This is a genomic window from uncultured Shewanella sp. (assembly GCF_947491715.1).
Classification (GTDB): domain Bacteria; phylum Pseudomonadota; class Gammaproteobacteria; order Enterobacterales; family Shewanellaceae; genus Shewanella.
In genome coordinates this window covers 1-22,723 of sequence record NZ_CANLKR010000022.1, presented here as the reverse complement: position 1 = coordinate 22,723, position 22,723 = coordinate 1, and the positions used below count along the sequence as shown (strand labels likewise).

Here is a 22,723-nt window from a genome sequence, read left to right as displayed (position 1 = left end):
TTGAATTAATGCCTGACGTTTCATATTAGCGTGCCTCATCCTGAGCTAAAGCCTTAGTCCATTTAATGGCTAATGTATTTTTACTGTTATTGGTTTTGTTACTATTATTGGTATTGCTATTATTGGTATTGCTATTATTGGTATTGCTATTATTGGTATTGCTAGCGGATGCCTTGTCTGTAACACTATTACTCATCAAGCTAAAAAATGCCGTCGCTTGCTGTAATAAATTACTGATGCTGGATTGAGGCGCTGGGATCGCAATGGCCAGCACATTATCAAGTTGAGTGCGTAAGATCAGACTGTTTTGCACTTTGTCAGCCACAGGAGGCGTGAGTATGGCATCTCCTTCTGTTAAAGGGACTTTAGCGTGATAGCGGTAACCGCTTATATCGGGCTGCCCACTGTTATTCCAATTAACATCTAAGTCGGTACTCACTTCATATAAATGACCCTGCATATCGAAGCTAAAAAGACGATTATCAACCATCACTGGCCCAGCAACCATGCTGTTTAAAGGGTTTTGACTATCGGGCTCTGTGGTGAGGCATTGCAAATCAGTACCATCGATATGGATACGGCAAATTTCTCCGGTTCCATCGAGACTCGCCACGCCAAAATATAACTGCCCTGTTTGATGAGCATCAGTAAGTTGTAATATAGGCTGGTTCGCCACCATGCCATTAAGCGCTTGGGTCCATATCAACTCGCCACTGTCACTGACGCGAGACAGTTTATTGTCGTGCTGGGGGATGATATTGACGTTATCACCACTGGGGAGCGAGAGCGATAACAATGCTCGCTCAATGGGCAACATGGTTTCATTTTGATCTAGCACCAGCGCCAGTAAGGGCTGAGTATAAGTGTCTGGCTGAGCTTGGGTTTGAAAGTCAGGCACAATCGTAGCAGGCGATACTGTGAGAGTTTGTTGATAAGTATGCTGAAAGCCTATCGCCGTTAAGGTGAATTCTGTTATTTGGCTTATATAAAAATTGTGCTGGCCTTTTGCGGTGTAACTTTTAAAACGATGACCTTGATTGCTAGTAATTGTAAGCTCAATGGCAGATGACACATTCCAAGAAAGGCTGACTCTCTGGCCTGACTCGACAGCATGATTAGAGCTGCTAAAACCGCTTATCATCAAGTCACCGTCGACAGTATTATTGACGGTTTGCCAGTCTGAACAGCCATATTGGTCACAGGCACTGACTCTAAATTGAGGGCCATTGTCTAATGAGGTTTGATATTGATTGGTTGAAATATTATCGGACAGTAAAACCCACTCCCCATCGACCCAGTGCTCTAACTTAAAACGGTGACCACTACTGGGATCCCAAGCTAATAAATAGTTTGATTCGGTTTGTGTCATTGACAATGCAATAGGAATAGCAGGCTGCCTGTCGATAGGGATCATGATAGTGATGTCACCCACGCCAATGGGAGCATAGGCTTGCTCAAAGGTTTCTGCATGAGCACTGACACTCAACAGCAGTGCAAAAAAAATACCAATCCATTTTTTAGCCATAACAACCACTCTAATATCCATTTAGACACATTTTTGACTGGCGCAATTTACACACTTAACAAAAACAAATCAACATATTTATTAACAAAAGTAACAATTTAATTCCAATAAAAACCTAAAAAATACAATAATGTCCCCTTAAATGGATTGACAACACTTTTTGCTAGTTAGAATTTGGCTATTTGGGGAGTTAAGTGATGCAACATGGGTTAACAAGAAAGGCGCTTATGCACAATCAGCAAAGCGTTATCACTCAAGCAATTGACTGATAGGCAATACTGATCATCAAAAGTAAAGAAAGCACTTCAAGGATGAAGCGCTTAAGAAAAATGAAATAGATTATCTGCAGCTCAAGGCTCAGTCCTAACGATACTTTCTTAAATGCTCATCGTTATTGATTTCGGGCTGAATGGGGGCTTCGATAACTTTTAAATGATCCATAAGGTGTGACACCAATAAGGTGATAATGGATAAGATCAACACTGGGATGGCGATGGTCTTATAGTCAGGCGCCCAATACTGCGTCGCCAGCGCCGAGGCGCCAATATAAAATCCCACCATTTTTAAGCGGGTCAATATGGGATTGCGGCCCAACCATGCCTCACAAAGCGGGCACTGAATTTGCGCATTAAGGCCCTTACCTCGATGATTTTCAACCTTAGTGACTTTAAAATGTTTATGGCAATGGGTACACAACACGACGTATATTCTCTCTTTATCTCTTTATTTAAGGATTGAATGGGATTGAATGCAGTTTTACATCACATTTTGACGCCAAGCTCTAATATCAAATGCAGGCATAAAAATCTAAGACATCAAAATGACAAGGGAGTATAGCAAGAATTACGCTAGAAGTTGATGATAAATAATTATCTTACTGTGCTTGATCCCCTATTGTTTACTTCTAAGCTTAATTTATCGATAAAATATCGGATAATCACAATGCAAGGACAGCCGCTACCGTCAAGCAGTATTCAATCCCGTCTTTACGTTAATTGCAAAGCGGCTCGTTCAAAAAATCGATGGTTCCTGTACGCTTTTATTCTGGCCCTTTTTGTTGTCGTGCATCCTGTGTCTGCAAATAGCGCCGACAAAGCCCCCCCTAAAATAGACAAGCAACAAGTGATTGCTAGCCTAGATAACATTCAAAGCGTAATTGATAAGGATATTCGTCGGCTAGCCCATGCCAAAGGGGAAATGAAAGCCATTATTCAATACCGCATTAAGCAATACTCCATGCTAATGCACGAACAAATTCAACAGCTGATGGACACAGATAATGTTGATAAAAGCCGCTTAGTGCCTTATGTCAAAGAACATGTGAGCTTTATTAATCGCATTGATGCTTATTTTAATAAAGAAATAGAGCGTATAAAACAGACATTAGGCGGCGGTCAGGATGATGCCCTTATGGCTGAACTTGCCCAAATCGATAAACAAAGGGACAGGTTATACCGCTTTAAGTGGGAAGCGCTTAGCTGGGCAGACGCCTTAAACATGGATGTACAACAACAGCAGCAAGATTTAATTGCTCAACTCACCCTTCGCGCAGATGAGCTCAATAGTGTTATTCGTTATACGCAAGACAAATTGGCCATAGCACTGAATAATGACACATTGAACAAAAACGGCGTCACTGGCAATGATGCGCCCGATACCGCCAAGCTGTTAATGTTAAATAAGGCCTTAAACCAATATTCAACCAGCCTGGCCGATTTGATTGTGCTGCTGGACGATCTGAAACAAGATACCACCGAGCTTAAGCAGACCTTATTTGAAATATCAGGGAACATCACCCAAGATATATTGAATTTAGATGTGGCCAGTAATTTGCTTGAAGAGTGGATAATATCCGGCAAAAACCAATTGGTTGAACACGGTCCCAGTATCACCTTTAAAGTGGTGGTGTTCATTTTAATCTTATTACTTGCCTACTTTTTAGGAAAAATGCTCAGCCGTTTGGTTAAAAAAGCCGTGAGCACTTCGAGCTTAAACTTCAGCCAATTATTGCAGGAATTCTTTATTGGTTTATCGGGTAAGCTGATTTTTCTCTTTGGTTTATTGTTTGCTTTATCCCAGCTTGGGATCCAGATGGGGCCGTTACTGGCCGGTTTTGGTATTGCGGGGATCATTATCGGCTTTGCACTGCAAGATACCTTATCGAATTTTGCCTCTGGCATGATGATTTTAATTTATCGGCCTTTCGATCTCGGTGATGTGGTGCGAACTGCCGGTGTCTCTGGCAAAGTCAGCCATATGAGCTTAGTGTCGACCACGATTAACACCTTTGATAATCAGCGACTGATTATTCCCAACAATAAAATTTGGGGCGATATTATCCATAATATTAGTGTGGAGTCACACAGAAGAGTGGATATGACCTTTGGTATTGGTTATAAGGATAATATCACTCAAGCCGAAGCGTTACTCAAACAAATCATTGACGTGCACCCCAAAGTATTAGCGGAGCCCGAGCCCACCATTAAACTGCATACACTCGGAGAATCTTCCATCAACTTTATTGTCAGGCCTTGGGCAAATACAACGGATTATTGGGATGTGTACTGGGATATTACCCGTGAAGTAAAGCTGAGCTTTGATAGAGCAGGGATCAGTATTCCTTATCCACAAAGAGATGTACATTTGTATAACGAGCAACCACTCACTGGACAACAAGCAGAATAAAAAACGAAAAAGGAGCCTTAATGGCTCCTTTCTATTGACTTATACCCGTGATACTTGAAGATGCAGGATTCAGCTGGAATTAAAAGCATTTTAGGCAAGGCTTTGAACAGCGTGCCTAGTCATTCTAAGCCGATGTTCAATAACGTAGTATAAAAGGCTTTTAAACCAGCCCTTTGGGAGTCTGTAAAATCACCTACTTCTGCGTTGTATCACCTTAAAAGGCAATAAGCATTCTTGCAATAATACGCCTTGAATTAGGCACTTTTACAGGCTCTGAAAACATGCATCTTCAAGTATCACGGGTATATCAGAATAACTAATGCATCGCGGACTTATTCAATAAAATGAATTTCACCGGATAAATGCGGACGGCGGCCTTTATGATCTCTAAGCTCAAAGACTAAGTTATCATCGGTTTTTTCCACATCGAAACTGACTTCTGAGGGCATAAACAAGGGGAGCTTAAACTCCACTTCTACCTTACAGGCTCTGTCGCCAATTTCTGGCATCATTTGCGCGATACAGCGCCCTTTAGACCACATGCCATGCACCAAGCCACGATCAAATCCAAAGCGTTTTGAGAAAAACGGATGCAAATGGATAAGATTATAATCGCCTGAGGCTTTTGCGTAACGACGACCGATGTCTTCTGGCAAGCTCCAATTAACAGGCTGAGCCCAATTCATATCATTGGCTTTTGGCGGTCTAACTCTGCGTTTGGGTCCTTCGATTCGGTACAAATAGGTCGACAAAGACTCCCAGACCAGCTCGCCATTCACTTTAGCTTTAGACAAAAAGTCAAACTCTAAGCCCGCATCGGTCACTTTACTGTTGATCACTGCACATTCAATGTCATAACGCTCATCAATGCCTAATGCACGATATTGCGTAATACTATTTTTTAAGTGAATAATGCCTAATAAAGGAAAGGTAATGCCTTCATGGGTAAAAATACTGGCGTGCAAACGAAAAGACACCACATATAAATAAGTCAAGGGCAGCGTTTTACCATCAAACTCAAAACCACACACTTTAGCGTAACGTGCGACTTTGTTTTTTGCTAATTTAACCTGCTCTGTCGCCACCGATATATAAGGCAGAGGTTGCTCATCCCACCCAGGTTTACGCACGAAAAAAATCTTGCGATACAAGGAAAGTAATGAAGGGACGCCTTTTAAATCAACACGATATTCTTTATTCAAACTAAGCTAACCTTTAAAATAAACGAACTACGTTGCACATATTCAGCCGCGTACTATACCTCAAAGCTCACTCACAGCCCACCCAAATTCACTGTCACTATTATTAACTAACCTAATTTTGATGTAAATAGCAACACTTTTTCACTGCTTTTTAAAATAATAACCAGAGAAAACATCACAAAAGCGGGCGATGACGTGAGATGCAATAATGTACTGATTTTTTATGACACACATTAAGTTGAGCGCTAAGGCACAAATTCAGACACTGGCATCACTTACCTATTCAATATTGACTAATATTATGGTGTAATGCGCAGTTAAATTTGAAAGGCTTTGCACGGCAAATATTATTCATTTTTTGGTACTCGATGCTCAGTACTTTAGCATTCATTTAGCCCATACGCACATGTCTTACATTGCCCGTTTATAGGAAAACAAACATGCCAGAAGATAACCCTAACAGTACCCACTTTGGTTATAAAACCATCGACATTGATAAGAAAGAAGATATGGTTGCTGGTGTGTTTCACTCTGTTGCCGCCAAATATGACATTATGAATGATGTCATGTCTTTTGGTATTCACCGTATGTGGAAACGCTTTACCATTGAAAGTGCTGCCCCAAGAAGCGGAATGCGCGTCCTTGATTTAGCGGGCGGAACGGGTGATTTAACCGCCAAATTCTCTCGTATTGTCGGCCCGACAGGACAAGTCATTCTCGCCGATATTAATGATTCAATGCTAAAGGTGGGCCGCGACAAGCTCAGAGATAAAGGGATTGTGAATAACGTCAATTACGTTCAAGCCAATGCCGAAGCCTTGCCCTTTCCCGATAATCATTTTGATATTATCACCATTGCATTTGGACTGCGAAATGTCACCAATAAAGAGGCCGCCATTGCTTCTATGCTTAGGGTGTTAAAACCGGGCGGTAAGCTATTGATCCTTGAGTTTTCTAAGCCTCAGCATGAAGTCATGCGTAAAATCTATGATCTTTATAGTTTTAAAATTTTACCCAAAATGGGTAAGGTGATAACTCAAGACGCTGATAGCTATGAATATTTGGCAGAATCTATTCGTATGCATCCCGATCAAGAAACATTGAAACAAATGATGACAGATGCAGGCTTTGAGCAAGTGACCTATACCAATATGACTGACGGTATCGTGGCATTACATAAAGGCTATAAGTTTTAATCACTGGCACTGTGGGTCAATTTATGAAACGTGAACTCAGCTTACTGCTTTGCAGCGCAATAGAAACAAGCTTCAAACAATTAATCGCGCAATCTCCTGAAGATTATGCTAAATATCGTGAGTTACACCACCAAGTCATTGGTATTAAATTGACCCAATTACCTTGGACACTCTACTTTATTTTTGCCGATGAAATTCTGGTATTGACCTATTATGAAGGCGATGTTGCCACACGCATTAGTGTGGATCTCACCACCTTGTATCAACTGAAAGAAGGCGCTAATTTAACCGAACTGATTAAACAAGATAGATTGAGTATTGAAGGTGACTTAAGTGTTTTGCAACACTTTAGCCGCTTCATTCAAACCTCAAAGTTTGATTTTGCCGAACCCTTATCACGCTACATAGGCGATGCACCGACTCATCTCTTAACACGCAAAGTGAAACAAACTCACCAAACGCTATCGAATTTATTGCAAAAAACACAGTCCCATATCAGTCAATTGGCCACCGAAGAATACCGAATTGCCCCCCATAAATTAGAATACATACAATTTAGCGACCATATAGAGAACTTAACCAAAGAGCTCGACCAACTCAATCAAAGGATCACACACCTCAGTCACAAGGTAGCCCAAATAAGATGAGTACCAGTAGTTTTCGCCGCGCTTATCAAGTCATAAAAACCACACTTCATTTTGGACTCGACGAGCTGTTGCCTGCCAAATTAACGCCTTGGTATTTTCGCTTACTCAGACGCTGTTTGTTTTGGCTCACCAATCAACATAAAACCACTGCGGGCGGCGAGCGCTTAAAACTTGCGATGCAAGAGCTTGGGCCTGTTTATATTAAATTTGGGCAAATGTTATCCACTCGGCGAGACTTGTTAACCGATGAATGGGCTAATGAATTGTCCATGCTACAAGACCGGGTCCCTCCTTTTTCAACGGCTTTAGCCCGCGCTGCTATTGAAGCCGAGCTCAATGCGCCCATTGACAGCTTATTTGATGACTTTGATGATACCCCATTGGCATCTGCATCGATTTCACAAGTCCATACCGCCACACTCAAATCCAATGGCAAAGCGGTCGTTCTGAAAGTATTGCGTCCCGATGTCGAAGATAAAGTCAGTGCTGACTTACATTTGATGAAGCGAGTGGCCAGCTTACTCGACACCCTGCTTGGGCCCAACAATCGCCTTCGCCCCGTTGAGGTCATTGAAGATTATCGCACCACCATCGAAGGTGAACTCAACCTTAAATTAGAAGCCTTAAATGCCATAAAACTCAGAAATAACTTCCTTAATTCCAGTATCTTATACATACCTTATATGTATGAAGAACTTTGCTTTACGCGTTTAATTGTCATGGAGCGGATCGATGCTGTTTCGGTTTCCGATATCACAGGATTAAAAGCACAAGGAACCAACTTTAAACTGCTCGCTGAACGGGGTGTCCAGGTGTTTTTTACCCAAGTGTTTAGAGACAACTTTTTTCATGCGGATATGCACCCAGGCAACATCTTTGTCAGCCGTGAAACCCCTAACGATCCTAAATATATCGGCCTCGACTTTGGTATTATGGGGACACTGACTAACGAAGATAAACGCTATCTCGCCGAAAACTTTCTCGCTTTCTTTAATCGGGATTATCGTCGCATTGCTCAACTGTATATTGAATCAGGTTGGGTATCACCGGATACCGATATCAGCGCCTTTGAACAAGCCGTGAAAGTCGTGTGTGAGCCCATGTTTCATAAACCACTGAATGAAATTTCTTTCGGGCATGTCCTACTTGAGCTCTTTAGGATTGCAAGACGCTTTGACATGGTGGTGCAACCTCAGCTGGTATTACTTGAAAAAACCTTACTCTATATCGAAGGCTTAGGTCGCCAACTTTACCCGCAACTGGATCTTTGGCAAACGGCAAAGCCATTTTTAGAAGATTGGGTAGCAGAGCAAGTCGGTCCCAAGGCGTTATACCAAAAAACCAAAGAAAAACTGCCCTATTGGGCCGATAAGTTACCTGAGTTGCCCGAACTGATTTATGATAATTTAAAAGTTGGGCGTAATTTTGTTAATTCACAAAACCAGCTACTTGAACGCTATTTACAACAACAAAGAAAAACCCATAAAAGCCACTTTTTATTAATCACTGCTGCGGTTTTAGTCTTAAGTGGTGTGATGTTGTTTACAAATGGAATCACTCCCTGGATCACTCATACTTGTATTGCAGGCGGTGTTATCACTTGGCTTGTCGGTTGGCTCAGTCGACCTAGAAGCGGTAAGTTTTAGCTTTTTTACAACAAAATAACATACACTAACAATGAACAAATAATGAAACATTGTTAGTGCATTCTTCAACATGGAGCTAAGAGTTTTGTACCTAATAGATTAAATTAACTCTTTTTTATTGACTCCCATACCTCTTATTGAGTGTGTCATCTCAAATGCATTTCCCCTCCTTGCTCACAAAATGGTAAATGATTGTTAAATCCTCTCATGACGGCAGCTGCAATCTTGCGGTATTCAGGTATAATGTTCTGTATATCTATATTTTGAGGCATCCTTTCATGGGTAACATTAGTATTTGGCAATTGCTGATCATTGCATTAATTGTGGTTCTATTATTTGGTACAAAAAAATTACGTTCTTTAGGTGGCGATCTCGGCGGCGCTGTAAAAGGCTTTAAAAATGCCATGTCTAGTGAAGAAGAAAAAAAAGCCATCAAAGAAAACACCACAGACGACACAGTCAATAAAGCTGATACCACAGCTGAAAAAGCTGAATCAAAAGATAAACAATAGGTATCATAACTTATGTTCGATAGTATCGGCTTTATGGAGTTGCTATTGATTGGCGTTTTGGGTCTAGTGGTACTCGGCCCAGAAAGATTACCTGTGGCAGTGCGCACCATTTCAAATTGGATCCGCACACTGAAAAAAATGGCCAATGCTGTCAAAGATGAACTAGAACAAGAACTGAAAATTGAGCAATTGCATGCCGATCTGAAAAAAGCAGAGCAACAAGGTTTAAAAGAGCTCGCGCCAGAACTACAAGAGTCTGTTGACAAACTTAAAGAAGCGGCTGATTCGGTTAATCGCCCCTATCAGGTCGATGGCGATCATACTCCCATAGAAACTGACTCAGGACTTGAAGATAAAGATAAAGATAAAGATAAAGATAAAGATAAAGATAAAGATAACAATACAGATAAAGATATTAAAAAAAATAACCAGTTAGACAAATCTGACGGATAATGCATGTCACATCAACAACAACCTCTTATTTCACACTTACTTGAATTACGCCAACGCTTACTCCATGCCATTGGCAGTATTCTAGTGGTGTTTATCTGCCTCGCTTACTGGTCTAATGATATATATCACTATATTGCTATTCCATTAATGCAGGCAATGCCTGCATCCAGCAGCATGATTGCAACTGATGTCACCGCACCTTTTTTCACCCCCTTTAAACTCACCTTAGTGCTGTCTTTTTTTATTGCCGTCCCTTACGTACTTTATCAAATTTGGGCTTTTGTTGCCCCGGGCCTCTACAAACATGAAAAACGCTTAGTTGTGCCCTTGCTGCTTAGCAGTACTTTATTATTTTATCTCGGTATTGCCTTTGCTTACTATGTTGTATTCCCTGTTATTTTTGCCTTTTTTACCAGTGTTGCGCCTGAAGGCGTGCAAATTGCCACGGATATTAGTAGTTATTTAAGCTTTATTTTAAAACTATTTTTTGCCTTTGGTTTAGCCTTTGAAATCCCCATTGCAGTGATACTCCTTTGCTGGGCTGGGATCACCACGCCTGACTCGCTAAAAAGTAAGCGCCCCTACATTATTGTCGGCGCATTTGTTGTGGGAATGCTATTAACCCCACCCGACATAATTTCGCAAACTATGCTCGCCGTCCCAATGCTGCTTTTATTTGAGTTAGGCCTATTAGGTGCCCGTTTTTATACGCCTAAATCAGATGATGAAGATGATGAGGTTCAGAACGAGCAAAAAGAGACTTAAGCGACCTTACTCTTTCCCACACCCGATCGCTAGCTTCCCTAATGCGATCGGGATCAAAAACCACCGTATATTCCTGTTGAGCCAACTTTAATAAGGGAAATATATTCGCCTAAATTAACGGCCTTAGCTCAATGGTTTAATCACTTTAGTATAAGAGAATTGCAATTACAGTATCAGATGATATTCTGACAGGATAAATTACATTTTTATTTCTGTTCATCTACAAATAATGAACAAGAAAAAATCAGGTAATCTTAATATATAATAATAAGATAAAAGGCCCTTACTCATGCGTATTACACTACTATTAACAAGCTTATTACTCAGCAATAGCGTCTTCGCCGATGTGGAACATGCCCTTTTACAGTGTTCAAGTGTGCCCGATAAGCTGGATCGTCTCATTTGCTTTGATAAGCTTGCCAGTGCCGTCAAAGACGGGAAAAATGTTACCTCTGCTCACCTTTCTGCAAAAGACGCTACACCTCAAATCATCACGGTTGAAGATAGCTTTGGTCTGAAAGAAAAACCCAAAGAGGAACAAATAGAGAAAATTTATGCCCAAGTGACACAGGTGGACAAAAACCCCTATGGCGCCTTAAAAATTACTTTTGATAACGGTCAGGTATGGAAGCAAACTGATTCGCGCTATTTTAAAGTGAAAGTGGATGAAACCCTATTCATTAAAACTGGTGCACTCGGCTCATTCATTCTTGGGCGCGACAATCAAAACACAACCATTCGAGTGAAACGCCTTTACTAATGCCAAAATACATAGATGTCGCTGTCAACTTAGTTGGCAGCAGTTTAGAAAAAGACAGCCAACAAATTATTCAAGCAGCGATTGAACAGCATGTTTCCCCCCTGATTGTCATTGGCAGTGATTTAGCTGAAAGTGAGCAAGCCATTGCTCTTTGCCAAGACTACCCGAAAAAACTCTATTGCACAGCGGGTGTACACCCTCATCAGGCGTCACAATGGCAAGCAAGCAGTCATGAACAACTTAAACGACTCAGTACTCACGAGCATGTGGTTGCAATAGGTGAATGCGGCTTAGATTACAATCGAGACTTTTCGCCGCGGAATAAACAGCGTCAGGCTTTTGAGGCCCAACTGGCAATAGCAGCCAACCTCAAGCTTCCAGTGCTCATGCATGAACGTGATGCCCATGAAGATTTTTTAGCCATATTAAAAGCCTATCGCGCAGATCTCTGTGGAGCACTATTACATTGCTTTACAGGTAACAGACAAAGTCTAGACGCTTATCTTAAATTGGATTTACACCTTGGGATCACTGGCTGGGTGTGTGATGAAAGACGCGGTAAAGAGCTTGCCGAACTCGTAGTAGATATTCCCAATGACCGTATTCTTATTGAAACAGACAGTCCCTATTTATTGCCTCGTACCTTAAGACCTAAACCTAAATCCAGTAAGAATAAACCTGAATATTTACCGCATATTGCTCAGTATGTTGCGACACTAAGAGGACAAGATAGCACTGAGTTTGCGCATCATGTTTATCAAAACAGCCGACGCTTTTTTAATTTGGATCCGCAAGTATGAAGCATCGCTTTTTCCTGTTGTTTGCGGTATTTTTTTTTACATCATTTAAGGTTGCACAAGCCAATACAGTGATCAGTATTGATCAACAAACAACAGGCCCAATCACACTTTCCGCTTGGTTAAGTTACACGATTAAAACCACGAGCAGCATCAGCCACATCAAAAATCAACCTGAGCATGTTTGGCAAGCCTTACCTGCTCACATGATTAAGAATATTGATAGCCAAAAACTCTGGATAAAATTCAACCTTTATAGTAAAGGAAAAGCTAACTTACATCGCATTTTATCCTTAGATAACCCCCATTTAGATAAAGTAAATTTATATCATTTTAATCAAGATAAGTTAGTTACTCGATTAACCATGGGGGACAGGCTCCCCTTTACACAAAGGCCTATTATCAACAATAACTTCGTCTACTCTTTTAATATGCTACCTGATGAGAACCATCATTTTTTCTTAGAAATTGATACCAAAGGCCATGCCAGTATTCCACTTACCTTATGGTCTGTTGACGATTTTACCGAATACTCTGATCACCTCTCCTTATTACATGGGTTTCAATTAGGTGCCTTGGCTTCAATTGGCCTTTTTAGCCTATTTATTGCAATTACCTCTGGCTCTTTCAGTTATAGCTATTATGCTGGCTATGTCTTTTCAATTACCTTATTTGTTGCCACTTTATATGGTATTGCTTTTCGATTTATTTGGCCTCAATGGCCTATTTTACAACAATTTATGGTACCGGTATTATTGCCTTTGTCCATGATATTTGGTTTGCTTTTTACTGAAAAAATCCTACAGCTAAAACACCAAAGTCCATCCATGCTCAAGCTGTGCCGCTACGGTATTTGCTATGCCGTTATGTTATTGCTAGTCAGCCCTTTTCTCTCCTATGATTTAGCCATTGTGATTAATATTATCTCCTTACTGGCCAACAGCTCTTTACTCATGTTCATGGCCATTATTCAAGGGCTTAAAGGTCATAAACTGGCAAAACTGTATACGCTCGGTTGGTCTACCGTTTTAATTGGCAGCATTGTTTCAGGATTAATGTATTTAGATCTGCTCAATTTACCTTTTCAACCTCAGATCCCCTTTATGTTAGGCTTGAGTTTTGAAATTATTTTTATGGCTGCCGTGTTGGCGATCCGCTATAACGACGAACGCCAAGAAAAACTGAATATTCAACAAAAAGCATTAGAACAAGCAGAGCTTATTCGACAAAATAAAGAGCAAGCATTACAAGCAGAAGAAAAACATAATGAAAAGCTTGAGTTGATGGTACAAGAGCGCACCCTTGAACTTGAGATAGCCCTTAGAGAGCTGAATCAAGCCAATGCTAAACTCACCGAGCAAACCACAATAGACAGCTTAACCGGCGTGAAAAATCGTAATGCCTTCGACAAACGTTTATTGGCAGAAATCAAAATGAGTCGTCGACAGCAAAGTCCTTTATCCATTCTGATGTTGGATATCGATCACTTTAAATCCATTAATGACAGCTTTGGACACTTAGCAGGGGATCATGCCCTGAGGCTTATCGCCAATACCCTCACAGTGAATTTAAAACGACCAATGGATCTTGTATCACGTTTTGGTGGTGAAGAATTTGCTATTATTCTACCCAACACGGATAAAGAGGGCGCCATCACAGTTGCAGAGCAGCTTCGCAGAAGTGTCAGTCAATTGAATATTTTTTGGGATAACCGATTAATAAAGCTAACCATCAGCATAGGTGTTAGCAGCCAAGTAATTGAAAAAAATGTCGATAGAAGTGCTTTATTGGATCAAGCCGATAAAGCCTTATATCACGCTAAAAATGAAGGGCGCAATCAAGTACAACTGTACTGTGCGGCTCCCGTGCTTAATTGAATCTTCGTTACATTTGGAGTGAATTGTGAATCTAATGACCAGTGCCTACCCCCAGCGTAGAATGCGCCGTATGCGTAAACATGCATTTAGCCGCCGTCTCATGGCTGAAAATACCTTAACCGTTAACGATCTTATTTACCCTATGTTTATATTAGAGGGAGAGAACCGCACGGAAAAAGTGGATTCAATGCCAGGCGTTGAACGTTTATCCATTGATTTATTACTAAAAGAAGCCGAAGAGCTCGTTGAGTTAGGCATACCTTTAATTGCGCTGTTTCCTGTGACCCCTAGCGATAAAAAAAGTTTAATGGCGGAAGAAGCTTATAATGACAACGCCTTAGTTCAACGCGCGGTTCGTGAATTAAAGGCAGCTTTTCCCCAATTAGGGGTGATGACAGATGTCGCGCTTGATCCTTTCACCACCCATGGACAAGATGGCATTATTGACGATACAGGTTACATTCTTAACGATATCACCACAGATATTCTCGTCAAACAAGCCTTATCTCATGCACGCGCCGGTGCCGATATGGTCGCCCCTTCTGATATGATGGATGGCCGCATCGGGGCCATTCGTGAAGTCCTTGAAGCAGAAGGGTTTGTCAACACACAAATTATGGCCTATTCCGCAAAATTTTCTTCGAGTTATTATGGCCCTTTTCGTGATGCCGTTGGCTCTGCCAGTCATTTAAAAGGCGGGAATAAACACAGCTATCAAATGGATCCAGCCAATAGTGATGAAGCGCTGCATGAAGTCGCATTAGATATTCAAGAAGGCGCTGACATGGTGATGGTCAAACCCGGAATGCCCTATTTAGACATAGTCAGGCGCGTGAAAACTGAGCTGGCAGTGCCCACTTTTGCCTACCAAGTCAGTGGCGAATATGCCATGCACATGGCCGCAATCCAAAATGGTTGGCTCGCCGAAAAGCCTACCGTTATGGAGTCTTTATTATGCTTTAAACGTGCAGGTGCCGATGGTATTTTAACTTATTTTGCTAAGCAAGTGGCCCAATGGCTTAAAGAAGATAAAGCCTAACGCCTCCTTTGTCGCGATTTCTGCTGCAACAGAAATCGCCTTTTTCATGAGAAATGACCTGATGATATTAACTGGATACTTATCTGCCGATACGTTAAAGACACTCGCTGACTTCAATCCCTTTTATAAAGAATATCAAGTTGATAAAAGCACTTTACTGCCTTTACTTGAAGACCCATCATCTTTAGAAATTGTGGTGATTGTTGGCACTTGGTGCCCTGATTGTCACCGAGAAATTGCTCACTTCATAAAGATCATTGAAGCACTCGCACATCCCGCTATTGAGGTGGTTTATCTGGGTGTTGACCGTGATAAACAGGATCCCGAAAACCTCAGCCGAGACTACGATTTTGAGCGTATCCCCACTTTTATCATTAAACAAGGGAATATAGAGCTGGGCCGTATTATTGAATCCCCAACCCTGAGCTTAGAAAAAGATTTAGTGAAAATACTACCGACGTAACGACCAACAATATAAGACCTCGAGCAAAAGAGGTCTCCATTAGCCGTACTTTAAGAGGCCACTTTACTGGCTAAACGTTCTAATACCCCTTCCCTTAATGCCCCGCCCGATAATGTCAATTGTTCAATATTTAACAGTTCAAACAAGGCCAGCAAAATGGCTACCCCAGAGATAAATGTCGGCGCACGCTCTTCTTTTAGTCCGAATATAGCCATCACATTGCTATCTTCAAGCTCAATGATTTCTTGCTGTAGCTGCTTGAGTACACTCAAAGTGATCACTTGCGGCTGTGCTCTTTTTTCAAGGACTTCCATTACCGCTTGCACGCTACCTGAGGCCCCTAAGGTCGATTGCCAACCCAGTGCTAATAAAGACTGGCAGGCTGGGTTAAGCACTGATCCAACATGCTGTTTTACCGCTGCAAAATCAGCCTCATTAACCCTTTTTTGAGCAAAAAACTGCTGATTAAAGGTGACACAACCAATGGGTAAACTGGTTTTGTGTAACACATGATGACTTTCACCAATAATAAACTCGGTGCTGGCGCCACCAATGTCAATCACTAAGCGCCGCTCATCATCTCGCTTTACTTGTGCTGTTGTCGCCACCATGCCTTGATAAATCAGCTCGGCTTCTTCTTCACCAGAGATAATATCAATAGGGTAAGGTAATACCGACAAGGCTTGAGTGCGAAAAGCCTCGACGTTACTGATCCTTCTTAGTGTGGCAGTGGCGATCACCGCCACATGCTCTGGAGCAACCCCTGCTTTTTCAATTTCTTGTGCGAACATCGCCAGACAATCTATGCCTCGCACCATGGCTTCATCACTTAACTTGTCCTGGGCATCCATTCCTTCAGCAAGCCTGACTTTGCGTTTAAACTTGGCAATAATCGCAGGCTTACCCTTGAACGTTTGCGCAACTAACATATTAAAACTGTTAGATCCCAAGGTAATGGCTGCATAGGAAGACTTTGCCATTATGAATGCCTACGCGTCCTGTCATGACGAGAACGATTACTGTTATTGTGCGCACCATGAGGCTTATTTCCCGTGCGATCTCGCTGATTTCGCGAATGGCTACTCGGTTTTCGATGAATGCGAACAGGCGCCGGAATATCATCCAGCAATGCACTGCTATCATAAGAGCTCACTGGAATAGAATGAGTAATATAGCTCTCAATAGCCGGTAGATTCAGTGCATATTCTTCACATGCAAAGCTCACCGAAACGCCTTTTTGGCCCGCTCGTCCCGTACGACCAATGCGATGCACATAATCTTCGCAGTCATCAGGTAAATCATAATTATACACATGAGACACATCAGAAATATGCAAGCCTCGAGCTGCCACATCCGTTGCCACTAAAATATCGATACTGCCTTGAGTAAATTGCTCCAAAATACGCAAACGTTTCTTTTGAGGGACATCACCAGTTAACAAGCCGACACGATGACCGTCACCGGCAAGCCAAGACCAGACTTTTTCACAGCCATGTTTCGTATTTGAAAATACAATGGCTTTTTCTGGCCAATCTTCTTCAATTAAGGATAATAACAGCACCATTTTTTCATCCATTGAAGGATAAAAAATTTCTTCTTTAATATTTTTGGAGGTTTTCTCGTTAGGAGCGATTTCCACTTTTTCTGGCTCGTTCATATGATCGTATGCCAGCTCTTGCACTTTCATTGACAATGTGGCTGAAAACAGCATATTTAAACGAGATTTTGCATCAGGCATGCGTCTGAATAAAAAACGAATATCCTTAATAAAACCGAGATCAAACATGCGATCAGCTTCATCTAATACCACAGCTTGAATATTGCTGACATTCACGACTCCTTGACGCACATAATCTATGATACGTCCTGTGGTGCCAATCAGAATATCAACGCCTTTATCCAGCACTTTTCTCTGAGCATCATAACCTTCTCCGCCATAGACTATACCCACTTTAAGTCCGGTCGACTGGGCTAATATAGTGGCATCTTTGGCAATTTGAATCGCCAATTCACGTGTCGGTGCCATAATGATGGCCCGTGGCTGATTCACTTGACGATCGCTCGGCACAGGTGTGGTTAATAAGTGATTAAAAGTCGCCACTAAGAAAGCTAACGTTTTACCGGTTCCTGTTTGGGCTTGACCCGCGATATCTTTTTTCTGTAATAAAATGGGTAATGATAAGGCTTGAATTGGGGTGCAATACTCAAAGCCAGCCTTAATAAGCGCCTGTTTAACCTCAGTTTGTAGTGTTAAATCGGCAAATTTTTGTGTTGATAAATGTGTTTCGCTCATAGCGCAGGCTTACCTGTAAGGTTGCAATAAGAAACTCAATCGTTTGAGATAGAATACTTATCACACTAAAATAGGTGCACACTCAAAGAAATCCTAAGAGAAAGTCTGTTCAGTGATATACTGAACGCCAAACTTTCCAAAGTGCATCACTTTGAGGGCTGGTTTAAAACGCGTAACGTACTTTTACGTATCATCTAGATAAACATGATTGGCGCAGGCACACTATAGCCTGTCTATCACTGGCTTGTCTAAGGGCGTTTTCTCATTTCCAGTAGTGTAACTTAATTTAATGCGTAAGTTTAAACTTGAAAAGCCATTTTAATGGCCCAATATACAGGTTAAGCCATTAACAAACCAGCAATGGCAACCAAACCGGAGAAATAAGAATGAGTGACAAGATTGTACACCTAAGTGATGACAGCTTTGAAGCTGATGTGATTAAGTCTGATTTGCCCGTATTAGTCGACTTTTGGGCTGAATGGTGTGGTCCTTGTAAAATGATTGCGCCTATTCTTGATGATATTGCACAAGAATATGAAGGCAAAGTGGCTGTGACTAAATTAAATGTTGATCAAAACTCGGTCACTCCCGCTAAATATGGTGTACGTGGCATCCCTACTTTATTGTTATTTAAAGCTGGCGAGTTAGTTGCGACTAAAGTCGGTGCGTTATCGAAAACTCAATTAAAAGAATTTATCGACGCGCAAATTTAACTGAGTTCAATAAGTTAAATAGTCTATAAATCGTCCCTTTGGCACATTTTTCGTAAAAATTGTGCCGAAAGGGCTTAAACCGCTAGACGTACATTAAAGTTAGTGCTACTTTAATGACCAGACCTTTTCTTAACTAACCCACTTCTCGCTATTCGATTGATATTCTATTTATTGCCTTACCAGATTAATCCATAGTAGCGTCGTCACGCAAACAAGACCCATCTAAGATGAATTTATCAGAATTAAAAAATAAACCGATTGCAGATTTAGTTACCCTAGCTCAAGAAATGAAGTTAGAAAATATGGCCCGTGCACGTAAACAGGACATTATTTTCTCAATTCTGAAAGCCCATGCACAAAGCGGCGAAGATATCTTTGGAGGGGGCGTTTTAGAGATCCTTCAAGACGGTTTTGGCTTCTTACGCAGTTCAGATGGTTCATACTTAGCGGGGCCTGACGACATTTATGTCTCTCCAAGCCAAATACGCCGTTTCAATATGCGTACGGGTGACAGTATCTTTGGTAAAATTCGCCCACCAAAAGAAGGTGAACGTTATTTTGCCCTGCTTAAAGTCTCAGAAGTTAACTTCGACAAGCCTGAAAACTCTCGCACTAAAATTTTATTTGAAAACCTAACCCCACTGCATGCCGAAGAGCGCATTCGCATGGAGCGTGGTAATGGTTCAACTGAAGATATTACTGCCCGTATTCTAGATTTATGTTCACCGATTGGTAAAGGTCAGCGTGGTTTGATTGTTGCACCGCCAAAAGCCGGTAAAACATTATTACTGCAAAATATCGCCCAAAGCATCAGTTATAACAATCCTGATGTGGTATTGATGGTATTGCTTATCGATGAGCGTCCAGAGGAAGTCACCGAGATGAAACGCTTGGTTAAAGGTGAAGTGATTGCTTCTACCTTTGATGAACCTGCCAGCCGTCACGTACAAGTAGCTGAAATGGTTATTGAAAAAGCCAAACGCCTTGTTGAGCATAAAAAAGATGTGGTCATTTTGCTTGATTCCATCACCCGACTAGCCCGTGCTTATAACACTGTCATCCCATCATCAGGTAAAGTATTAACTGGTGGTGTGGATGCTAACGCACTGCACCGTCCTAAACGCTTCTTTGGTGCGGCACGTAACATTGAACATGGTGGCAGTTTGACTATTATTGCCACCGCCTTGGTTGATACTGGCTCTAAAATGGATGAAGTTATCTACGAAGAGTTTAAAGGTACGGGTAACCAAGAGCTTCACTTGTCTCGTAAAGCCGCTGAAAAACGTGTTTTCCCTGCCATTGACTTTAACCGCTCTGGTACACGTCGTGAAGAGAAACTCACCACCTCTGAAGAGCTTCAAAAAATGTGGATTTTACGCAAAATCCTTAATCCAATGGACGAAGTCAGCGCCATGGAGTTTTTAATTGATAAGCTTGCGATGACCAAAACTAATGATGAGTTCTTTACCGCAATGAAACGCGCAAAGACCTAAAATATCACACATATCCATAAAAAAGCCGCATTTTATGCGGTTTTTTTATGGTGCTTAACCCCATTTTTTATTCCACTTAGCAAAACGATGCTAAAGCCTTTGTTGAAGTCCTTTCGCTATCGTTTACAATAGCGCGATTATTTATCGAGACAGAGACTCATATGCCTTGGATCCAGCTTAGACTTGATACCGACAATACCCATGCCGATGCCATCAGCGATCAGCTAATGGAAGAAGGTTCACTTTCCATTACCTTTGAAGACGGTAAAGACACCCCTATTTATGAACCAACGTTAGGTGAGACCCCACTGTGGGCCCATACGGTTATTGTCGCCTTGTTTGAAGCCTGCCATGACTTATCCCCCGTGGTGGATAGACTCAAAGCCCTGCCTTATTTAGGCGAAGGCTTATCCTATAAAATTGAGCAAGTCGAAGATAAAGACTGGGAGCGAGAATGGATGGACAATTTCCACCCTATTCGCTTTGGCGAGCGTCTTTGGATCTGCCCGAGCTGGAGAGATATCCCCGATCCCAGCGCTGTGAATGTTATCCTTGATCCGGGCCTGGCATTTGGTACTGGTACTCACCCCACGACCGCCTTATGTTTAGAGTGGTTAGACGGTTTAGACTTTGCAAATAAAAAGGTCATCGATTTTGGTTGCGGCTCTGGTATTTTAGCCGTTGCTGCATTAAAACTTGGCGCCGAATATGTCAGTGGTATCGATATCGACTATCAAGCCATTGAAGCATCCAAAGCCAATGCCGAGCGAAATCAGGTCGAAAATAAACTCGCCCTTTATTTACCCGATGAACAGCCTGACGATTTACTCGCCGATATTTTAGTGGCTAACATATTAGCAGGCCCATTAAGAGAGCTTGCGCCCTTAATTGCTGAAAAAGTGGCCCCCGGTGGACAATTAGCATTATCGGGTCTATTAAGAGAACAAGCGATTGAGTTGTCTGAATTTTATTCAAAGTGGTTCATTATGGACGAGCCTGCTTATAAAGACGACTGGAGCCGCTTGACAGGCATACGTAAATAGCACATGTACAGGCAATTTATTTTCGACTTATTTCTAACTAAACAAAAGTCAAGAAAAAAAGTTGCTCTCAGGTCATTTATTGACCTTTTCAAGGGCGCAAAAAAGACGTACTATAGCGCCCCTTTGATGTGCAAGGTGTGTCGATAAATGCAAGTTGGTCCGTATCAACTGAAAAATCAGCTGATCGTTGCCCCAATGGCAGGTGTCACAGATCAGGCTTTTAGAAATCTTTGTCTTCGCTATGGTGCAGCCTTAGCGGTATCGGAGATGGTTTCTTCCAATCCTGATGTTTGGGATACGGAAAAAAGCCGCCTTCGAATGGCACATGCAGGCGAAGATGGGATCCGCAGCATTCAAATTGCAGGCGCTTGTCCAGAATTAATGGCTAATGCAGCCAGAGTCAATGTTGAGCAAGGTGCTCAGATTATTGATATTAATATGGGTTGCCCAGCAAAAAAAGTGAATAAAAAACTAGCAGGCTCAGCACTGCTGCAAGATCCGGCCTTAGTAAAAACCATTTTACAAGCCGTTATTGCCGCTGTTGATGTGCCGGTTACGCTAAAGATTAGAACGGGATGGGCCCCAGAACACAGGAATGGCGTTCAAATAGCCCAGATTGCACAAGATTGTGGTATTGCTGCGTTGGCCGTTCACGGCCGTACAAGACAATGCATGTATAAGGGTCATGCCGAGTACGACACGATTAGAGCAATAAAAAAAATGGTCTCTATCCCTGTTATCGCAAACGGAGATATCACCAGCCCAGAGCAAGCACAGTTTGTGCTAGAGCACACGGGCGCTGATGCTCTGATGATAGGCCGAGGTGCACAAGGAAGACCTTGGATATTTAGAGAAATCCAACATTACTTGGCAACAGGTAAGCATTTAGCGACTATTGAGATGGATGAAAAGCGTCAAGTGATGCTGGAACATCTGCAGAAGTTATATGCATTGTATGGCGAATATAAGGGGATCCGTTTCGCCAGAAAACATGTTGGATGGTATTTACACCAAGAACCCCAGCGCGCGTTCAGGAGCGAATTTAATCGCCTTGAAACCGTCGCAGAACAATGTTCCATGTTGGAACGCTATTTTGATGAATTTGTACCACATAATTAAAGAGCAGAATACGAATGTTTGATCAGACAACTCACACAGAAGTTCACCCGCTAACCGTAGGTAAAATCGAAACCGCTAGTGGCGCTATTAAGCCACAATTATTACGTGATGCGGTTAAGCGTGCTGTCACTAATTTTTTCGCTCAAATGGACGGGCAGGAAGCCGAAGAAGTCTATGAAATGGTGTTATGCGAAGTGGAAGCACCTCTTTTAGACATTATCATGCAGCACACTCGTGGTAATCAGACTCGTGCAGCCAACATGCTAGGCATTAACCGTGGTACGCTACGTAAAAAATTAAAAAAATACGGCATGAACTAAACCCTTATCGCTCTTATTGAGTGAAAGGTGATGGTGAATGTTAGCTTGTGGCACACTCGACTTCGAATACGTTATTAGAAGTTAAGTAAAGTGACAGGCAAGTGTCTAGTCCTAAAATAGGTTGACGGTTTTTATTAAGCCAGTTGGAACCCCCGACTGGCTTTTTCATGTACTT

The 22,723-nt window shown here is 41.8% G+C and carries 22 protein-coding genes; 17 read left to right on the top strand and 5 right to left on the bottom strand.

The features are described 5' to 3' along the window. Nucleotides 1–25: 25 nt before the first annotated feature. Entirely contained in the window at nt 26–1,546 is a 1,521-nt protein-coding gene (locus Q0779_RS15100) for a hypothetical protein (protein ID WP_298773743.1), read from the bottom strand. 342 nt (nt 1,547–1,888) lie between these two features. Then, nucleotides 1,889–2,224, bottom strand: a complete 336-nt coding sequence (locus tag Q0779_RS15095) for a hypothetical protein (RefSeq protein ID WP_298773742.1) — start codon at nt 2,222–2,224, stop codon at nt 1,889–1,891. A gap of 243 nt (nt 2,225–2,467) precedes the next feature. Between Q0779_RS15095 and Q0779_RS15090 the strand changes: the two genes are divergently transcribed. Beyond that, nucleotides 2,468–4,210 (top strand): mechanosensitive ion channel family protein, encoded by a 1,743-nt coding sequence (locus Q0779_RS15090; protein ID WP_298773741.1) that lies wholly within the window; start codon nt 2,468–2,470, stop codon nt 4,208–4,210. Nucleotides 4,211–4,542: 332 nt separating this feature from the next. Here Q0779_RS15090 and Q0779_RS15085 read toward each other — a convergent pair whose 3' ends face one another. Continuing rightward, nucleotides 4,543–5,412 carry a MaoC/PaaZ C-terminal domain-containing protein gene (locus Q0779_RS15085; protein WP_298773740.1) on the bottom strand — a complete coding sequence of 290 codons (870 nt, stop codon included), beginning with the start codon at nt 5,410–5,412 and terminating at the stop codon, nt 4,543–4,545. A 440-nt stretch (nt 5,413–5,852) separates the two neighbouring features. On the opposite strand from Q0779_RS15085, the gene ubiE reads away from it, so the two are divergent. From ubiE to Q0779_RS15030, 11 genes are all read left to right on the top strand, one after another. After that, nucleotides 5,853–6,608, top strand: coding sequence for a bifunctional demethylmenaquinone methyltransferase/2-methoxy-6-polyprenyl-1,4-benzoquinol methylase UbiE (gene ubiE, locus Q0779_RS15080; RefSeq protein WP_298773738.1), 756 nt, complete (start codon nt 5,853–5,855; stop codon nt 6,606–6,608). Between the two features lie 23 nt (nt 6,609–6,631). Further along, a complete protein-coding gene (locus Q0779_RS15075; RefSeq protein WP_298773737.1) occupies nt 6,632–7,255 on the top strand; it encodes an SCP2 sterol-binding domain-containing protein in 624 nt (207 codons plus the stop codon). Further along, the gene (ubiB, locus tag Q0779_RS15070) at nt 7,252–8,901 is read left to right on the top strand and encodes a ubiquinone biosynthesis regulatory protein kinase UbiB (protein ID WP_298773736.1); all 1,650 of its coding nucleotides are present in this window, start codon (nt 7,252–7,254) and stop codon (nt 8,899–8,901) included. The genes Q0779_RS15075 and ubiB overlap by 4 nt, the downstream gene beginning before the upstream one ends. 278 nt (nt 8,902–9,179) lie before the next feature. Further along, nucleotides 9,180–9,413, top strand: coding sequence for a Sec-independent protein translocase subunit TatA (gene tatA, locus Q0779_RS15065; protein ID WP_298773734.1), 234 nt, complete (start codon nt 9,180–9,182; stop codon nt 9,411–9,413). 12 nt (nt 9,414–9,425) lie between these two features. Further along, entirely contained in the window at nt 9,426–9,866 is a 441-nt protein-coding gene (gene tatB, locus Q0779_RS15060) for a Sec-independent protein translocase protein TatB (protein WP_298773732.1), read from the top strand. Nucleotides 9,867–9,869: 3 nt separating this feature from the next. Continuing rightward, nucleotides 9,870–10,631, top strand: a complete 762-nt coding sequence (tatC, locus tag Q0779_RS15055; RefSeq protein WP_298773730.1) for a twin-arginine translocase subunit TatC — start codon at nt 9,870–9,872, stop codon at nt 10,629–10,631. Between the two features lie 289 nt (nt 10,632–10,920). Next, nucleotides 10,921–11,391, top strand: a complete 471-nt coding sequence (locus Q0779_RS15050; RefSeq protein WP_298773728.1) for a hypothetical protein — start codon at nt 10,921–10,923, stop codon at nt 11,389–11,391. Next, a complete protein-coding gene (locus Q0779_RS15045) occupies nt 11,391–12,191 on the top strand; it encodes a TatD family hydrolase (protein WP_298773726.1) in 801 nt (266 codons plus the stop codon). The genes Q0779_RS15050 and Q0779_RS15045 overlap by 1 nt, the downstream gene beginning before the upstream one ends. After that, nucleotides 12,188–14,065, top strand: coding sequence for a diguanylate cyclase (locus Q0779_RS15040; protein WP_298773724.1), 1,878 nt, complete (start codon nt 12,188–12,190; stop codon nt 14,063–14,065). The genes Q0779_RS15045 and Q0779_RS15040 overlap by 4 nt, the downstream gene beginning before the upstream one ends. A gap of 25 nt (nt 14,066–14,090) precedes the next feature. Next, nucleotides 14,091–15,104 carry a porphobilinogen synthase gene (gene hemB / locus Q0779_RS15035; RefSeq protein ID WP_298773722.1) on the top strand — a complete coding sequence of 338 codons (1,014 nt, stop codon included), beginning with the start codon at nt 14,091–14,093 and terminating at the stop codon, nt 15,102–15,104. Continuing rightward, the gene (locus Q0779_RS15030; protein ID WP_298773720.1) at nt 15,061–15,567 is read left to right on the top strand and encodes a thioredoxin family protein; all 507 of its coding nucleotides are present in this window, start codon (nt 15,061–15,063) and stop codon (nt 15,565–15,567) included. The genes hemB and Q0779_RS15030 overlap by 44 nt, the downstream gene beginning before the upstream one ends. Before the next feature lie 50 nt (nt 15,568–15,617). Here Q0779_RS15030 and Q0779_RS15025 read toward each other — a convergent pair whose 3' ends face one another. Further along, complete coding sequence (locus Q0779_RS15025; RefSeq protein WP_298773718.1) at nt 15,618–16,547, bottom strand: exopolyphosphatase; 930 nt, start codon at nt 16,545–16,547, stop codon at nt 15,618–15,620. Further along, complete coding sequence (rhlB, locus tag Q0779_RS15020; RefSeq protein WP_298773716.1) at nt 16,547–17,860, bottom strand: ATP-dependent RNA helicase RhlB; 1,314 nt, start codon at nt 17,858–17,860, stop codon at nt 16,547–16,549. Before rhlB ends, Q0779_RS15025 begins: the two co-directional genes overlap by 1 nt. Before the next feature lie 386 nt (nt 17,861–18,246). Between rhlB and trxA the strand changes: the two genes are divergently transcribed. The 5 genes from trxA (at nt 18,247) to fis (ending at nt 22,548) form a co-directional block, all read left to right on the top strand. Continuing rightward, on the top strand, nt 18,247–18,573 hold the full coding sequence (gene trxA, locus Q0779_RS15015) for a thioredoxin TrxA (protein WP_298773714.1): 327 nt from the start codon (nt 18,247–18,249) through the stop codon (nt 18,571–18,573). Nucleotides 18,574–18,800: 227 nt separating this feature from the next. Further along, nucleotides 18,801–20,066: a transcription termination factor Rho gene (gene rho, locus Q0779_RS15010; RefSeq protein ID WP_298773712.1), complete on the top strand. Its 1,266-nt coding sequence runs from the start codon at nt 18,801–18,803 to the stop codon at nt 20,064–20,066. 161 nt (nt 20,067–20,227) lie between these two features. Then, nucleotides 20,228–21,109 (top strand): 50S ribosomal protein L11 methyltransferase, encoded by an 882-nt coding sequence (gene prmA / locus Q0779_RS15005; protein WP_298773710.1) that lies wholly within the window; start codon nt 20,228–20,230, stop codon nt 21,107–21,109. A gap of 147 nt (nt 21,110–21,256) precedes the next feature. After that, on the top strand, nt 21,257–22,228 hold the full coding sequence (gene dusB / locus Q0779_RS15000; RefSeq protein WP_298773708.1) for a tRNA dihydrouridine synthase DusB: 972 nt from the start codon (nt 21,257–21,259) through the stop codon (nt 22,226–22,228). Nucleotides 22,229–22,242: 14 nt separating this feature from the next. Next, nucleotides 22,243–22,548 (top strand): DNA-binding transcriptional regulator Fis, encoded by a 306-nt coding sequence (fis, locus tag Q0779_RS14995; RefSeq protein ID WP_248941712.1) that lies wholly within the window; start codon nt 22,243–22,245, stop codon nt 22,546–22,548. Nucleotides 22,549–22,723 lie beyond the last annotated feature (175 nt).